This is a genomic window from Tetragenococcus koreensis (genome assembly GCF_003795145.1).
Classification (GTDB): domain Bacteria; phylum Bacillota; class Bacilli; order Lactobacillales; family Enterococcaceae; genus Tetragenococcus; species Tetragenococcus koreensis.
The window spans coordinates 965,936-982,851 of record NZ_CP027786.1 but is presented as its reverse complement, the minus strand read 5'-3'; the positions used below and the strand labels follow the sequence as shown (position 1 = coordinate 982,851).

Genomic DNA, 16,916 nt, shown 5'->3' with positions numbered 1-16,916 from the left:
TTTCACCTCTTTCAATTATTTCACAATTTTATAGTAGGTTCTAGCAGTAATACGATAGATACATATATAGACAACTAAAAAGATAAGAAATGCAATCAAGAGGCTAACAGGAAATAAATTTACTTGATTTAACATCACTAAAACCATTGTTTTTTTCATTAAAGGCAGTATTGCGAGTATATGAAGTCCTGTCATCAATACTGGTAAGAAAAAGACGCTTAAAATTTGAGAGTGAACGGCTCGTTTAATTTCAATATCACTCAACCCAACATTTTGCATAATCTTAAAACGTTTTTTATCATCATAAGCTTCTGAAATTTGTTTATAGTAAATAATTAAAATCGTCATCATTAACAATAACAATGCTAAGCTCAGTACGAGGAACAAAACACCGCCTCTGAGAGCACGTAAATTTCCATTTGCTTCGACTCGTGTATCAACATTACCAATAACTAAATCATTTTCTTCTAACTTATTTCTGAAACTATTTGAAAAGTTGATTTCTTGCTGGCTAGACGCGTTTTCTAAATTAAACTGAGTAAATACACTAATACTAGAAGCCAAATCTCCAAGCACTTCTTGTTGCCCTTTTTCAATGTCGCCAAGAACTTCTGGAGAGTTTACAATGATATAGTAACTATCATTCATTACATTAGTTGTTTCATTACCAATGGCAAATTCATCGATATCTTCTACTGGTTGTACAGTAAATTCTTGATCTAAGATGGTTAAAGTGTCCTCGGTATAATCTTTTACTGTACCATGAACAGCTACTTCATCATCTGCTAAATTCAGATTATCTCCAGAAATTGTTTGATAGTTTTCTTGATCAACCAAATAGAGTCTAGCTGGAGTTTGGCTTGCTTGAGAGGCATACACGTCCTCAGTGACCTCAAAACGGCTTTGATTTAAGAGTGCCGGGAAGTTTAAATAGGCGTAAGAACGTTGATCGTTTACCGCTATACTTAATTTCTCAGAAGTTTGTTCGATCGACTCATTAATTTTTTCCTTGGTTGCTGCTTCATTCTCACGGTTGCTATTTTCTATTCGTATTTCAGAGACAACATCACTTGGATATTGCGAATTTGCGGCATCGTCAGTAGTAAGATATAGAGATACTGCGATTGATAACATCAAAATAACACCTACAGACAAAATGGAGATATTAGCTAGGCCCACTGCATTTTTCTTCATTCGATAAAGCATTCCTGATACTGGGATAAAGTGTTTGCTCTGATAATAATAATCCTTATTGTTTTTAAGCAATTTTAACAATGTAATGGTTCCAGTTGTAAACAACAAATAGGTAGCAGCGATAACGATTAAAATTGCTAAAAATACTAAACTCATACCCATAATAGGAGATTGAATTGTCAATGCTAAATAGTAACCAACTCCTAGAAGGAACAAGCCTACAAGAGTCCATACTATTTTTGTTTTTGGTTCTTTTTCTCCAGCATTACTCCCGCGCAATAATTCAATTGGATTGGCGAGCCGAATTTGAAAAATATTTGAAAGTAGGATCGCAAGAAAAATGAGTAGAAAGAAACAAAGTGTCCAAAGAACAGATTGACTGGAAAACTCAAAGCCGAAAGAGACAGAAGCGCCTAACATGCGACGTATTAGGAGGGTAGAAAGCTTATTTAATAAAATTCCTGCTACTAAGCCGATGGTTAAGCTAATAAAACAGATAAAGGCTATTTCATAAGCAAGGATTTTAGTGATGTGTTTTCTCTCCATACCTAAAATATTGTAAATCCCAAATTCTCTTTTCCGATTTTTCATAAGAAAACTATTCATGTAAAATAAAAAAATAGTCGAAAATAGAATCAATACGACATAACCTAACCCTAGAATTGTTTGTAAGTTATCTCCTCCAGGTATTTGCGAAAGGCCGCTATTTGTAGTTAAGGCTTGGATAACAAAGGTCATCATGACTGTTCCAATACTTGAAATAATGAACGGATAGTAAAGCTGGCTATTCTGTCGCATACTTTGTAAGGCTAACTTTAAGTAAAATCCATTATGCATAACGATCTTCTCCTGAACTCAATACAGTGAGTGTATGAGATATTTTTTGCAACATCTGGTCGTTGCTTTCTTCACCTTTGTGTAACTCATGGAAAACATTCCCATCTTTAATGAATAATACCCGTTTGGCATGACTAGCAGCTTGAACACTGTGTGTAACCAGCAGAATTGTTTGCCCTTCATTGTTAATTTGATTGAAAAGAGTTAATAATTCGTTGGTAGATTTTGAATCCAATGCGCCGGTAGGTTCGTCAGCTAAAACTAATTCAGGACTTGCAATTAAGGCTCTTGCAACAGCCGCTCTTTGCTTTTGACCTCCAGATACTTCATAAGGAAATTTATCCAAAAGAGGGAGGATACCTAATTTTTCAGCAATTGGATTTAACTTACGTTCCATCTCAGGATGTTTTTTCCCAGATAATACTAAGGGAAGGAAGATGTTATCTTTTAGAGAAAAAGTGTCTAATAAGTTAAAATCTTGAAATACAAATCCGAGATGTTCACGACGAAATTTAGAAATATTTTTTTCCGATACTCGGCCAATATCTTGATCATTTAATAAAACTTTACCATTTGTCGGCTGGTCGAGTGCAGCTAAAATATTTAATAAAGTGGTTTTCCCTGAACCAGATTCACCCATAATAGCGATATAATCTCCTGCGTCAACGGAAAACGAAATGCCAGATAAAGCTTCTGTTTTATTTCCTCCGAAACGATTTGTGTATACTTTTTTTAATTGTTGTACTTGTAAAAGTGTCATAGCAAATTCTCCTTCCTTGCTGTATATATACCATAGCAAAAAAGAGAACTGCCTTTCTATATTTCAATCTGACACTTCTCTTTGTTTTCTAACATTTTCGTTAGATTGCATTATTTAGTTAAGATATCTTGTTCATCAAATTGGATAGAAACTTTGGTGCCTTTTTTTGGAACAGAAGACAAGATGATGCTGTGCCCTAATTTTTGTGCGATCTGTTTGCAAAGATAAAAACCAATACCAGTTGCGTTTTTATGCTTTCGACCAGTAAACCCAGTAAAGTTACGCTTGCCAATGCGAGGGAGGTCCTCAGGTAAAATCCCGATACCTGTATCTTCAATTACCAATGCTTGTTTTTCTAAATAAATAGTGATAGCTCCTTTATTCGTATATTTCAAAGCATTGGATAGTAGCTGGTCAATCACGAAACCAAGCCATTTTGGATCCGTAATGAGATAAAAATTTGTGGGTTCATATTGTAATGCTAAGTTTTTTCGAATAAAAGAAGGAGCATATTTTTTGATGTTTTCTCGAATTAATTCGTCTAAATTGACTTCTTGAAAATGATAGTCAGTCGAAGAACTTCCTAAACGAACATATTGTAAAATGAGGTTAACATACTGGTCGATTTTAAATAATTGTTCCTCCATTTCATCAGAATTTTCTTGATCATGTTCTTGCAAAATCAGATGGAGCGCTGAAATCGGAACTTTGATTTGATGAACCCAAGTCGTAAAATAATCTAGTATTTCTTGTTCTGATTGGGCGGAGTCATTTTCTAGTTTCAGAAGTCGTTCTTGTATTTTTTGAACAACTTCTTGATAGTCGTTTTCAATTAAATTCTTTACTTCAGGCAATTTTTTTAGGTCAATGACTTCTTGTTTGTATAGCGATGCTAATTTGGTGTGTTTTTCATAGAATTGGTAAAAATCAAAAGCGCCTATGATGACGGTCAAAAATCCGCAAATTGCAATTGCTAATAAGGCTCTTTCTAAAGGAAGCTGGTATACATAACCTACTAGGAGATTTACAATAGCGAATAAAAAGCAGAGTATCAGAAAATATTTTCGATTGAGTAGGTATTGGGTAAACAAGCGAGTTTTAGCTTTCAATGAGATAACCTTCTCCTTTTTTAGTGGTAATAAAGTCTCTTAGCCCCATTTGGGTCAGTTTCTTTCTTAACCGGTTGATATTTGTGTAAAGAGCACTATCATCGATATAACTTTCCGATTCCCACAGATAGAGCATTAGTTTTTTACGTGTGACAATGCTATCCTTATTTTCCATTAACTTTTGAAAAATTTTTGCTTCGTTTTTGGTCAGTTCCATTTCTTGATCTTGGTAAGAAATCGTGAAATTATTGCTATTAAAAATTAGTCCATGGTGCTCTAATAAATGGCTGGTTTCGCCGAAATCATAAGTACGACGGAGAATTGCTTGAATTTTTGCGTTAAGAATCTCCAAATCAAAAGGTTTCGTAATATAATCGTCTGCACCTAGTTCGATCGCTCGAAGGATATTCATATTGTCTACCGCAGAAGAAATAAAAACGATAGGGATGTTTGTTAGTTTTCTAATCTCACTGCACCAATAGTAACCGTCGAAAAAGGGGAGAGTAATATCTAATAATACTAACTGCGGATCAAAGGTAACAAGCTCTGATAATACATTTTGAAAATCTTTTACTATCAGGCTTTCATAATTCCATCTACCCAAGTATTGTTTGATTTTGTTCGCAATTACTTGATCATCTTCAACAATAAATATCTTCAATTACGCCACCTCTTTTAGTAAGTCGCTAAGAACGAGTTATTTTCTATTAGTATGCCTTAAATAGAGGACTCTGTCTAATAAGTGAAGTTCAAAATTGTATGTATTGTCAGTCAATTAGGAAAAAAGAGAAAGGTCTCTTCATGTTTGGAAAATTAACTAAATAATAACGCTATTGGTGGCATATCACACAAATGTGCCACCAATATTCTAGAGATTGGGGTTACCTTTCTTGATGTGCCACCAATTTATAAATTATTGGAGGTACATCAACGAAGTTGCCTCCAATAACTCCAAATAAACGTTTTAACTGACTTTTTATTAGTAGAAAGATATACTAAAATCAGACAAATAGTAAATTAAATGAAAGAAAGGATGTTTTGTATGAAAGCAATCCAAGTTATAGACTATGGAGGGCCTGAGGTAGCAAAAATACAAACGATTGCTTCTCCAAGTAGAAGTGCAAATGAAGTGTTAGTTAGAGTTGTTGCTTCTTCTATCAATCCGGTAGATATCAAGCATATGACACCCAATACGATTCAAAAAATTAGTCAATTTCCTGCAGTACTTGGTTGGGATGTCACAGGTGTTGTGATTGAAGCTGACCAAGATTCTGAATTCAAGCCAGGAGATCGTGTGATAGCTATGCATCCTCAAGGTAGTTGGCAACAAATTGTTGCAATCGAAGAAAACGAATTGGTAAAATTACCAGATGCAATAGACTTTGTCAGTGGCGCAAGTATTCCATTAGCAGCAGTAACAGCTTTACAAGCCATAAGAAAACTACAGCTAGAGCCAAGCGAAACATTACTAGTAACTGGTGCGACAGGTTCAGTCGGCGGGTACGCTATTCAAATTGCCAAACAAGAAGGCATTCCTGTAGCTGGTCTCGTTCGAAATAATTCCCAAAAAGAAATTGTAAAGCAATGGTCGGTGGATAATGTCTATACAAGTGATGAAAAACTTCCAGCGTTTGATGCTGTCTTTGATACAGCGGGGATTTTGGATCGAACAGATATAATCGCTCCAGAAGGAAAATTGACAACGATCAGTGATGATGCGATTAGTAGCGAAGTAGAAGAGCACGCTTCATTTGCCGAACACAACTATGTGCGTACTAGTCAGGAAGATTTACAATATATAATTGATTTAATTTTAGAAGGGCAGCTACAAACAAGAATTGCTGAAAACTACACGTTAAATGACGTTCAACCCGCTTTGAAGCATGCTAATCAGAGCGGAAATAACGGCAAGGTTGTTATTACTTTTTAAAGTAATTGTACAAATTTCATTCAGCTCAACTTTAAAATAGATGGCTAAGAAAATGAATAAAAGATGCTATACTAAGAGCTAACAATGAACGAAACAGGAGATAGCCATGAAAATACAAATTTTTGATAATCATCTAAATTATTCTATCTATGGTAAAGGAACTCCGATTTTATTTTTGCATGGAAATGGACTAAATAAAACGAGTATGGAAGAAGTTTATGAACCATTTTTTTCTGAATTACAACAACATCAGAGAATTTATCTAGATTTACCTGGGATGGGCGATTCAGATGCGAGTGAAGACATCCAAAGTTCAGATGATATTTTGGAATATCTAACGAAATTTATCGAGAAAAAGCAGATTGCCAATAACCTTATTTTATTCGGACATTCATACGGTGGCTATTTATGTTTAGGAATTATGCATCAGTTGAGAGAAAAAATTAAAGGCGCATATCTCACTTGTCCAGTTGTTTATGGGGAAACCCACAAAAGAAGAGTTGAAAATGGGAGAACGATCATTGAAGAAGAATTTATCGTAGAAAAAAACAAAGAGTACTATGATGATTACTTAGAAATGAATACGCGTATTAATAGAAAAAGCTGGGATTTGTATAATATAACAATTATTCCTGGAATCGAAAAAACGAATCAAGCGTTCATGGAAAATGTTCAGAGACAAAATCAAAAATACTATAAATTTTCTTTTGAAGATACATTAACTATAAGTGAACAAACTCAGTTAACTATTATGCTGGGAAGGTATGATAACGTGGTAGGCTTTGAGGATCAATTTGATTATTTCAAAAATTTTCCTAATGCAACAATTAGTCTGTTTAGTGATGGCGGTCATAACTTATTCATAGACAACTTTGAATTTAACAAAATTTATGTAAAAAATTTCTTGGACCGGTTTAAATATTCAATAGATAACTGAGTCTTTGAACGATATAGCAAAATTTTGACATCTAAAGGAGGATCATTATGACCATCCCGATTTACGAACCACTGAATACCTTAAAAAAAGTTGCCGATAATATTTGGATTGTTGATGGAGACCGGATAAAAATGAATGTTTTAGCATTTGGTATTCCGTTTTCAACGAGAATGACCATTATTAAATTAAATGATCAAACGTTGTGGTGTCATTCACCTATTAAACCCAATGAAAAATTATTAAAAGAAATCGACCAACTAGGGGAGGTAAAACATCTGATTTCTCCGAATAAAATTCATTATGCCTATATCAAAGAATGGAAAAAACACTATCCCAATGCAATTGCATGGTCAAGTCCAGGTGTAGAAAAACGCGCTTATTCACAAAATATAAAGGTCAGCTTTGATTATCCGCTGGAAGATGAGACACCATCTTATTGGCAAAATGAGATTAAACAACTCATATTCAAAGGAAGCCGTGCTATTGAAGAAGTGGTTTTCTTTCATAAAAGCAGCCAAACATTAATTTTAACGGACTTAATTGAAAACTTTGAAACTCCACAAACGACAGGCTATTTTTGGAAAAGTGTGCATAAATTCGCGGGGATTGCTGATCCTGATGGTAAAACGCCAATTGACTTACGAATGACTTTTCTAGGGCAGAAAGAAAGAGCTCGACAATGTTATGAACAGATGCTTGATTGGCAACCTGAAAAAATCATCTTAGCTCACGGCCGCTGGTACGATAAAAATGGAACAGAGGAATTAAAACGAGCGTTTCGTTGGTTGGAGAGCTGACTTATATCAGGAATTATTCTTGGAATCATAGCTATTATCGGAATTGTTTTCGAAATATTTAAGTGAAAACAATAAAACCGAGAACTACTGGACAAATTAGGTTTGAAGGAATCAGCGTCCTATAAGTAAATATGTTCTACAAGAAAGGCTTGCTACTTAAACTGATAATAGCAAGCCTTTCTTGTATATTTGTCTATTTTAAATTATTTTGGACTTAAATTGAAATCATTATTTAGTTTGGAAATCAAAGTTAGATGAAGCAATTTCTCTAACGATCCCAGCAGCAACCTTACTCCCAGAACTTGCTGCGTGAACAAGCTGTTCAGCAAAAGTTGTGTTAATATCACCCGTAGCATAAATATTTCTGTGTGACGTATGACCAAATTCATCGGTGTATATTCTTCCCCTGTCATTTAATTCTAATGAAAGGTCTTTAGCAAAGTTTAAATTTGGTTTGAGCTCAGGCATCAAAAAGCCACCATCAATAACTTCTTTTTGTCCATTTATTAAATGGATCGTGCATTGTTGAGTATCATTTTCGATTGTTTTAATTTTTCGTTCAAATAACTTCACTTCATGTTTCTCAAGAACTGGTTTAATTATTTTTGAAACAAGTAATCCGTTTGTAAAAACAGACAGTTGCTTGCTCCAATGAAAAATCATTTGGACAAAGTGTAGGAGTTGCTCTTCCTGTCCAGCAATAATTGCTAATTTCCGATCTTTCATTTCCCAGCCATCACAAAAAGGACAATTGAAAAAAGTTCCCCGTATACAGAATCTAATCCCTTAACTTCAGGTAATACTTCTTTGAGCCCAGTTGCAATTACGATTCATGTGGCTTCATATAAATTTTTTACCGTTTTTACGGCAAAGTAGGTTTCTTGGTCAGTTATTCCTTCTACAGTATTTTCGAGGTAGTGAATATTTTGATATTTAGCTAAATCATTTTTGCCTTTTTCTCTGATAGTAAGAGGTGAAAGACTGTCGTTAGTAATAAAACCGTGTGATTCATGAGTTATTTGATTCCGTGGATTTTTATTATCAATAATTAAAACATTTAATTTTGCTCTACCTAAAACCAATGCTGCGCTTAAACCAGCAGGTCCGCCACCAACAATGATGCAAACGTAACGCATAGAAATACTCCTTATTGGCAATTATTTTTGTTACAAAACAGAACATTCCTCACATAGACCAAAGATGGTAATATCGTGACCAGTTACCTTAAAATGATTTTTTTCAGCTAAGTCAGGAAGGAATTTTTGGATGAGACAACCAATGGGTATCATTTTTTGACAATTTGTACAGATCATAAAGTGTTTGTGCTCATTTTCTGCTAAATAAAAATAAGCGACAGTACCAACGACAGTTTTATGTATCAATTCAGCTTCCGTTAACTTATCCATGGTGCGATAAACCGTAGATAAGTTTAAGTTCTCACTCTCAACTTTTTGATAGATCATTTCCGCACTCAATGCTTTGTTACTATTTTGCTTAAGGGTTTCAACAATCGCTTTGCGTTGTTTTGTCATTCGCATAATGTGTTTACCTCTTTTTTAGGATTTCAATGTACGATAATTATAAACTAATTGCAAATGATTTGCAATTAGTTGTTGACGGAGTTGGATTGCTTAGTGTAGAATACTTGCAAATGATTCGCAAAAACGAACGCAGTATTAGACATTTATAATATAGGAGGAATGAGCATGTCCGTTATACCAGTTACGATATTAACGGGGTTTTTAGGTTCTGGAAAAACAACGTTATTGAATCAATTAATGCAAACAAAAGGAGAAGAAAAGGTTGTAATCATCGTAAATGAATTTGGTGATACTAGTATTGATCATGAATTAATTTTGTCAGATGAACGGGAAAGAATTTTTCAGTTGAGTAATGGTTGTATGTGCTGCGTGGTTCGAGAAGATTTAGCGGAAATGTTTTTAGCGATTTTATCTGTGGCTAAAGATAGTCCCTCAGGGTTTGATCGTGTCATCATTGAAACGAGTGGGCTTGCTGAACCAAGCCCGATTGCTCAGACAATCATCCGGACGCCTGTTTTAAGCGAGCATTTTGTGATTGATAGTATTTTGACACTTGTTGATGTTAAAAATGCTCATTATCAACTTGAAAACTATACAGAAGCAGTAGAGCAGGTAGCTTTTGCTGATAAACTGCTGCTTACAAAAACGGATCAAGTATCCACGCAAGAAACAAAAAAGATAGCAAAAGAACTAGAAGCGATTAACCCTTTCGTTGACAAGTGGAAATTGAATTTTAATGAAATATACTCAGATCTGATCGGACTAGATCTTTTTGACCATTCGTCTAAACAAAATAGTGAAATCGAAAACGATATTGAACATATGATGGAAAATCATGAGCATCATTATCATGACCATGTTCACACACCGGTGAATAGTTTTGTGATTCACTCCGAGGATTCTTTTTCTGAAAAACATATAATGCGATGGATCCAAATTTTAATTCAAAAATATGGTATGGATTTGATGCGTTATAAAGGGATTTTAAATATTGAGGGAAATGAAAAGCAACTAATACTTCAAGGCGTTAATATGGCCTTTCGTATAGAGGAAGGGGAAGAGTGGCGAAATGATCCTGCGACAAAAATCGTATTGATTGGTAAAAATTTACCAGAAAAAAACATAAGAGAAATGTTAATAAATTAAAATGGGGACTTTTAATGAGCGGGTAGGGGGGACCATGGACGAATTATTTAATTGGTTATGTTTTATTTTTATGTGGTTAATGGTTTTTGGTGTAGTACTGTATTATATTGGCTTTGTGCAACAGAAATATATTCAGCATACCCTGTTATTAGGGACAATTGTTCTTCTTTCAGGAAGTGTAATTTGGCTCTTTGGTGGTTTTTCAGTCAGCTATTTTGGCAATTTGCAGCAAACCATTTTTTTCGACTAAACTATCTTCGCAAACCATAATGCAAATGCTTTTGCAACAATTATTTTGTTTGTATGCGGTCATTATGCTTATTGGATCTGTTTTAGAAAGAGGCAGTTGGTGTTATGCAGCAGTTTTCTCTTCTTTATGGATATTCGTTGTTTACGCGCCAATTTGTTATTTACTCTGGGGAGAATCTGCTTTATTAGACCAGTTGGGCGTGCTAGACTTTTCTGGAGGTTTAGTAGTACATGTTACAGCTGGAATTGGAAGTTTAGTTTTAGCTCAGAGTTTACCAATAAGAAATAAAAAAAGTACTATGAAACCGATGCAATATACAATTTCCTATGTTGGTATGTTATTTATTACCTTAGGTTGGTTTGGGTTCAATATGGCACCGGCCGGTTATTTTGGTACTGAAGCAATAAGCATCTGGCTCAATACATTACTTTCGTTCCTAGGTGGCGGTATTAGTTGGTTCTTAATGACTCGTTATATTGAAAAGAAATATACAATTTCTGCTTTGATGAATGGCATGATTGCGGGCCTAGTAGGCAGTACTTGTTCTGTTGGCTATGTCACACCATTAAGTTCTTTTTTAATTGCTTTGATTGTAGGGGGTAGCTGTCCAATAGTAATTAACTTTTTGCAGAAAAAATATCCTTTATTTGATGATGCAGTAGATTCTTTTGGGATGAATGCAACAGGTGGTGTGGTTGGCTCTGTACTTGCTGGGATTTTTGCTGAAAATGGCAATTTTTTTGTTCAAATTACAGGTACGATTTTCGTGTGTATTTGGAGTTTTGTTATTTGTTGGTTATTACATCGTTTATTGTGTATTTTTTTAAATCCAGTTGAAGTTTTGGAAGGTATGGATTAATTATGGAGCGCTTGTAATGGCATTGCATTGTGCCCAATTGGATCTATTCGGGTTTAATGGTATTACGTTTTAGCTGGAGCGTTTGCTTTATATAAACATGGTAAGTATGCGAATAATCAAGGGAGTAAATTATATTTAGATTTTAACTAGCAGAAGGTGGGAGTAAATGGATAAAAAAATTGTTATTATTGGCGCTGGCGCAGCTGGTATTGGTATGGGGATCACGTTAACTGAATTAGGAGTTCGAGATTTTGTAATTTTAGATAAGGATGAAGTAGGCAATAGTTTTAAAAATTGGCCGCAAGAAACGCGCTTTATAACACCTTCGTTTACCAGTAATGGCTTCGGAATGTCTGATTTGAATGCTATTTCAGTAGACACTTCACCAGCTTTTACGCTTGGAAAAGAACGGTTATCTGGAAAAGACTATGCAAAATATCTTGATTTGGCAGCAAAAGAATATCAATTACCGGTTTTTACAAATAGGAAGGTACAGAAAATTGTAAAAAAAAAGAACGGTTATTTATTGGAAACAATACAAGAAGAGATTTTTACTGAATACCTTATTTTTGCAATGGGAGAGTATTCTTTCCCTAATAAAAGTTGGATTGCTGGTGGAAAAGAACATGGCATTCATTATGGGGAAGTAGACTCGTGGCGCCAATTTTCTGGTGACCAGCAAACAATTATTGGTGGCAATGAAAGTGGGATCGATGCCGCGTTAAATTTGGCTGAATTAGGTAAAAAGGTTACTCTTTATACGAACACCACGGGTTTGACAGCTAAAAAAGCGGATCCTAGTATTCGTTTATCACCTTTTACGCGGCAAAAGTTTTTTGATTTTAAAACCAATCAAGCTGTAAAGGGAGAAATTCAAATTTATCAGGATATTTCTATCAAGGAAATTAGCAGAAAAGCGAAGAAGTATAACTTGATAACGACTGATGGTCATACTCTTCAAGTAGAAAACCAGCCTATTTTATGTACGGGTTTTACTAACGGTGCGCAAATTTTAGCTCCTGATTTGTTCCTTTATCAAGCGGATGAAGCGCAATTAAATGACTTTGATGAATCTATAATTTCACCAAATGTCTTTTTAATTGGTCCAAGTGTATGTAATCAAGGTGTCGTTTTTTGCTATATTTATAAATTTCGGCAACGTTTTGCGATGATTGCTGAAGAAATTGCTAAAAGAAGTAATGATCTATCAATTAATCAACAGAGACTTTCTTATTATAAAGATGAATCGTTTTATTTGGATGATTGCCAAAACTGTGAAGTAAATTGCGAGTGTTGAGGTCTTGTTATTAATTGTGTACATTATTAAATAAAAAAAGCTACGTTCCCAAAAAGGATAGAACGTAGCTTTTTCGTAATTTTTTTAAGTGATCGATGCTTCGTAGATACTATCAACAGCTTCTTTAAGGGCTTTATCAAATTCTTTTTCAGTTTGTTCAACATGTAAGTTTTGGGTTAGCGCTCTTGAGAAACTTGCAATTAGCCCTTTGTTTTCTTTTAATTTTTCGTTTGCAACATCAATTGGATAACCACCAGATAAAGCTACTACACGAACAACTCTTGGATGTTCGATTAGCTCTTTATAAGCCCCAGCGACAGACGGGATTGTTAGTTTCAACATAACATTTTGTTCTTCAGATAATTGATCTAACTGTGCCGTTATTTCATCTTTCAATAGTGCTTCGATTTTTTCTTTTTCTTCTGCATTAATATTTACTTCAGGTTCCACGATAGGAATTAAACCAGCAGCAATAATTTGTTTTGCATAATCAAATTGTTGTTTAACGACATCGCGAATCCCTTGTTCATTGAAAGAAAGAATATTAGAACGCATTTTCGTTCCGAAAATATGACGCACATTAGCACGACGTAAAAGATCATCCAAGTTATCTATCGGTTTCATGAGTTGCACGCCATTTTTTTCTTCGTCTAAACCTTTATCCACTTTTAGGAAAGGGACGATACCATTATCTGTTAAATAATCACCAGTTAGTTTCCCTTCAATTTCTCTATCCATTGTGGCTTCAAATAAAATAGCTCCAATGATTTTTTCTGAAGAAAAAGCAGGAGAAGTAATAATCCGAGCTCGCATTTCTTGGACTAAATCATACATTTCTTCTTCTGAATTATATTGATCATCGGAAATACCATAGTCATTTAATGCTTTAGGAGTGCTACCACCACTTTGGTCTAGTGCAGCAATAAAACCATCTTTTGAACGTACTAAATCGAATTGTTCTTTTGTCATAATCTCCACTCCTTATAAATTTCTCTACATTCAGTATTGTACATTTTTCACGTTTTTGCAAGAAAAGCGTATTCAAAAATTCATTTTATTGAAAAAGAAATCGGCTATTTTTGCATATTTACTAAAATAGGAAGGAATATTTTAATGAGAAAAGGATCACATGATCTACAATGACTAGAGATATTCAGTCAACGTCATTTGTTAACAGAAGAAGAAAGAGAAACATATCAACGTTTGCAACGTGGCATGATGAAGAAGTAAAATTATAAATATTTTGGAGATTAGATCTAAGTGCAGAAAATGTTATAATTAAACTAAGAAACTGAGAGATGTAAATTATTGAAATCGATTCGGTATATACGGTACAGGAAAACTCATTTTATAACCTAAGCTTTCGTTTGATAAGTATTTTACAATTAGTTAATAACAGCTGGCGACAAATTCATTTTAGAGGGAGGATCACTACTATGAAGTACTTTTACCGGTTATTTTTTGCGATCGTTTTCTTATTCATTTTTACAGCATGTAGCTCAGCAAATGAGACGGGAAATAATGAAACCCATACGGAGCATGAATCCGAAGTAAGCAATGAAAGCGAATCAGAAGCAGCGTTGGAAACGGATCAAGAAACTGATGCCCAGACAACCGAAGTGACTACAAATGAAGAATCGACTTATCAAGAAGAGACCACGCCAACGGATTATCTGATCTATGGCGAATATATTTATTTAGAGAATAATACACCGGCAATTCTTACATTAGACTTCAACAGAACAAAAGAAAATGGTTCATTAGAAGAAGATATGAAAAACTCACTAGTGGAAAGTGATATGACCTCGCAAAATGTATTGTCGGAATTAGAAAATGTTACGATTGAGAATGGTACTGAGGCTACTCTTGTTTTTTCACCAGATGAAATGATGGCAAGTATGTCTTCAACTGAACAAACGCAGTTTTCAAAAATGTTAACGCAGATCAGTTTCCTTTATGGGGTAGAACAGTTGTATTTCTATGTGGGGGATGAACCAGGGATTAGCATCGGCCAATCTGGTGACATAGAATCGATGGAAGTAGATGCCAATGAAAATCGAGGATATTATCTTTTCCCAACAGAAGAAACAGACGATCCAGAATATCACTATGTAACTGGCGCTACCGCGGGTGAAGAAGTCTATGATGAAAATGGAGAACTGCTCGACTTTGCTGAGACGTTAGTAGCGATGCGGAGTGTGACAGATGACAATGTTGCAAGACAGCCAAGTATTAACGAAACGGTTGAAATCCATCATGCGACAATTGATGAAAATCAAGCTGAAGTAAGTTATTCTATTGATCAAAAAGCAGAATGGACAGAAGAAGAACAAAATCAATTGGAAAGTGTTCTCCAATTAACAGCACTAGATTTTAAAGTAGATGAACTGCATCTGATTAATCAAAACGAAGAGACACTAACGATCTTTCCCTTTTAGAAATAACCTAGCAAGCTAGCTAAACGATGAAAGATTATGTACCGCAGCAAAAACATCCTGTTGTTTAACGTAATTCAGGCAGAAGTCGCCCAGCCTTTATAGGTGGGTGATGAATGCCGTCCGGTATAAGGGTAACTTGAAAACCGACAATTAGGGCATGCTTACTTTTTTATTCTATCTCGTGTTATAATCAGTCTATATAAGAAATGAGTGGATATAACATGGAATTAGATACCAATAATCATTCCGTGTTTCTTCTTTATTCCCCCCCTTGTTTTAGTAATAAAACATCGTAGACAAGGGATTGATGGTGAAATATCTGATGATGCTAAAGCAACTTTTGAAAGAATTTCAGAATCGTATTCTATTACTTTAGTGGAGTGGAATCATGATAAAGACCCCATTCATATTATGTTCAAAACTCAACCCAAAACAGAACTTACAAAATTCATTAATGCCTATAAAAGTGCCAGTTCACGCTTGATAAAACGTGACTTTCCAAGAGTCAAACAATTTCTTTGGAAAGAAACGTTTTGGTCTAAAAGTTTTTGCCTTTTGACAACTGGAGACGCTTCAATGGATGTCATTAAGAAATATATTCAAAACCAAGGAAACAATCACAAATAGAAAGGAGGTTCCTTTATGGAGCGACTAAAAGCATACAAATTCCGAATCTATCCAACAGAAGAACAAGAAATTTTCTTTGCTAAGTCTTTTGGCTGTGTTCGTAAGGTCTACAATCTGATGCTTGATGACCGAATGAAAGCTTACGAAGAAACGAAGAATGATTCATCTAAAAAAATGCGTTTTCCAACACCTGCTAAATATAAGGAAGATTTTCCGTTCTTGAAAGAAGCAGATAGTCTTGCGCTAGCAAATGCCCAACTCCATTTAGATAAAGCTTACAAGAACTACTTTCATGATAAATCTGTCGGGTTTCCTCGTTTTAAAAGCAAGAAAAATCCAGTTCAAAGCTATACAACCAACAATCAAAACGGAACAATCGCTCTGATTGATAATAAATTTATCAAACTCCCTAAGTTGAAGTCATTCGTTAGGATTAAGCTTCATAGGAATCCTAAAGGAATGATAAAATCTGCTACAATCTCACATCATTCAAGTGGCAAATACTCTATTTCTTTGTTGTGTAAAGAAGAAGTTGTTGCGTTACCTAAAACCCATTCCGCTATTGGCATTGACCTAGGTATTAGGGATTTTGCGATTCTTTCTGACGGTCAAAAAATCGATAATAATCAATTCACGTCCAAAATGGCAAAGAAACTCCAACGCGAACAACGCAAGTTGTCAAAGCGTGCTTTGTTAGCTAAACAGAAAGGCACAAATCTTTTTGAAGCTAAGAACTACCAAAAGCAAAAACGAAAAGTGGCACGACTCCATGAAAAAGTAATGAATCAGCGTAACGACTTTCTGAATAAGTTGAGTACAGAAATGATCAAAAATCACGATATTATCTGTATTGAAGACTTAAACACAAAAGGGATGTTACGTAATCATAAATTAGCAAGAAGCATTTCTGATGTATCATGGTCAAGTTTTGTGACTAAATTGCAGTACAAAGCGGATTGGTATGGTCGGAAAATCGTCAAAGTGGACAAATGGTTTCCATCGAGTCAAATCTGTTCAGAGTGCGGACATAAGGATGGGAAGAAATCGCTCGATATTCGAGCATGGACTTGTCCTATTTGTCATACACACCATGATCGAGACATCAATGCGAGTATAAATATTCTGACCGAGGGTCTGCGATTACAAGCATTGGCTTAGATACAATACCATCAAGAACCGTAGGAACTACGGGGA

General features: G+C 34.9%; 15 protein-coding genes and 2 pseudogenes. 9 read left to right on the top strand and 8 right to left on the bottom strand.

Translation table 11 applies throughout. The features are described 5' to 3' along the window. Positions 1–15: 15 nt before the first annotated feature. From C7K43_RS04555 to C7K43_RS04540, 4 genes are all read right to left on the bottom strand, one after another. A complete protein-coding gene (locus C7K43_RS04555; protein ID WP_124005782.1) occupies positions 16–2,031 on the bottom strand; it encodes an ABC transporter permease in 2,016 nt (671 codons plus the stop codon). Beyond that, complete coding sequence (locus C7K43_RS04550; RefSeq protein ID WP_124005781.1) at positions 2,024–2,791, bottom strand: ABC transporter ATP-binding protein; 768 nt, start codon at positions 2,789–2,791, stop codon at positions 2,024–2,026. Before C7K43_RS04550 ends, C7K43_RS04555 begins: the two co-directional genes overlap by 8 nt. A gap of 110 nt (positions 2,792–2,901) precedes the next feature. After that, positions 2,902–3,900: a sensor histidine kinase gene (locus tag C7K43_RS04545; protein ID WP_124005780.1), complete on the bottom strand. Its 999-nt coding sequence runs from the start codon at positions 3,898–3,900 to the stop codon at positions 2,902–2,904. After that, a complete protein-coding gene (locus C7K43_RS04540; protein WP_124005779.1) occupies positions 3,890–4,561 on the bottom strand; it encodes a response regulator transcription factor in 672 nt (223 codons plus the stop codon). Before C7K43_RS04540 ends, C7K43_RS04545 begins: the two co-directional genes overlap by 11 nt. A 381-nt stretch (positions 4,562–4,942) precedes the next feature. Between C7K43_RS04540 and C7K43_RS04535 the strand changes: the two genes are divergently transcribed. From C7K43_RS04535 to C7K43_RS04525, 3 genes are all read left to right on the top strand, one after another. Further along, positions 4,943–5,830 (top strand): quinone oxidoreductase family protein, encoded by an 888-nt coding sequence (locus C7K43_RS04535; RefSeq protein WP_124005778.1) that lies wholly within the window; start codon positions 4,943–4,945, stop codon positions 5,828–5,830. Positions 5,831–5,936: 106 nt separating this feature from the next. Beyond that, positions 5,937–6,767, top strand: coding sequence for an alpha/beta fold hydrolase (locus C7K43_RS04530; protein WP_124005777.1), 831 nt, complete (start codon positions 5,937–5,939; stop codon positions 6,765–6,767). 47 nt (positions 6,768–6,814) lie between these two features. Next, positions 6,815–7,564: a DUF4336 domain-containing protein gene (locus C7K43_RS04525; RefSeq protein ID WP_124005776.1), complete on the top strand. Its 750-nt coding sequence runs from the start codon at positions 6,815–6,817 to the stop codon at positions 7,562–7,564. Between the two features lie 228 nt (positions 7,565–7,792). Here the strand turns inward: C7K43_RS04525 and C7K43_RS04520 are convergent, their stop codons facing one another. From C7K43_RS04520 to C7K43_RS04510, 3 genes are all read right to left on the bottom strand, one after another. Beyond that, a complete protein-coding gene (locus tag C7K43_RS04520; RefSeq protein ID WP_124005775.1) occupies positions 7,793–8,290 on the bottom strand; it encodes an FAD-dependent oxidoreductase in 498 nt (165 codons plus the stop codon). Between the two features lie 104 nt (positions 8,291–8,394). Continuing rightward, on the bottom strand, positions 8,395–8,700 hold the full coding sequence (locus C7K43_RS04515) for an FAD-dependent oxidoreductase (RefSeq protein ID WP_124005774.1): 306 nt from the start codon (positions 8,698–8,700) through the stop codon (positions 8,395–8,397). Positions 8,701–8,730: 30 nt separating this feature from the next. After that, the gene (locus tag C7K43_RS04510) at positions 8,731–9,102 is read right to left on the bottom strand and encodes a Fur family transcriptional regulator (protein ID WP_124005773.1); all 372 of its coding nucleotides are present in this window, start codon (positions 9,100–9,102) and stop codon (positions 8,731–8,733) included. Positions 9,103–9,270: 168 nt separating this feature from the next. Here C7K43_RS04510 and C7K43_RS04505 point away from each other — a divergent pair, with 168 nt between their 5' ends. The 3 genes and pseudogenes from C7K43_RS04505 to C7K43_RS04495 all read left to right on the top strand — a co-directional run bounded on the left by C7K43_RS04505 (position 9,271) and on the right by C7K43_RS04495 (position 12,657). Further along, on the top strand, positions 9,271–10,251 hold the full coding sequence (locus tag C7K43_RS04505; RefSeq protein ID WP_124005772.1) for a CobW family GTP-binding protein: 981 nt from the start codon (positions 9,271–9,273) through the stop codon (positions 10,249–10,251). A 70-nt stretch (positions 10,252–10,321) separates the two neighbouring features. After that, positions 10,322–11,360, top strand: a pseudogene (locus tag C7K43_RS04500) (ammonium transporter). A gap of 166 nt (positions 11,361–11,526) precedes the next feature. Continuing rightward, positions 11,527–12,657: an NAD(P)/FAD-dependent oxidoreductase gene (locus C7K43_RS04495; protein WP_124005771.1), complete on the top strand. Its 1,131-nt coding sequence runs from the start codon at positions 11,527–11,529 to the stop codon at positions 12,655–12,657. Between the two features lie 84 nt (positions 12,658–12,741). On the opposite strand, the gene C7K43_RS04490 is transcribed toward C7K43_RS04495, so the two are convergent. Then, positions 12,742–13,626, bottom strand: coding sequence for a fructose bisphosphate aldolase (locus C7K43_RS04490; RefSeq protein ID WP_124005770.1), 885 nt, complete (start codon positions 13,624–13,626; stop codon positions 12,742–12,744). Between the two features lie 467 nt (positions 13,627–14,093). On the opposite strand from C7K43_RS04490, the gene C7K43_RS04485 reads away from it, so the two are divergent. The 3 genes and pseudogenes from C7K43_RS04485 (at position 14,094) to tnpB (ending at position 16,880) form a co-directional block, all read left to right on the top strand. Then, a complete protein-coding gene (locus C7K43_RS04485; protein WP_124005769.1) occupies positions 14,094–15,095 on the top strand; it encodes a hypothetical protein in 1,002 nt (333 codons plus the stop codon). Positions 15,096–15,316: 221 nt separating this feature from the next. Beyond that, a pseudogene (tnpA, locus tag C7K43_RS04480) lies at positions 15,317–15,722 on the top strand (IS200/IS605 family transposase). A gap of 15 nt (positions 15,723–15,737) precedes the next feature. Then, positions 15,738–16,880 (top strand): IS200/IS605 family element RNA-guided endonuclease TnpB, encoded by a 1,143-nt coding sequence (tnpB, locus tag C7K43_RS04475; protein WP_124005768.1) that lies wholly within the window; start codon positions 15,738–15,740, stop codon positions 16,878–16,880. The last annotated feature ends 36 nt before the right edge of the window (positions 16,881–16,916 follow it).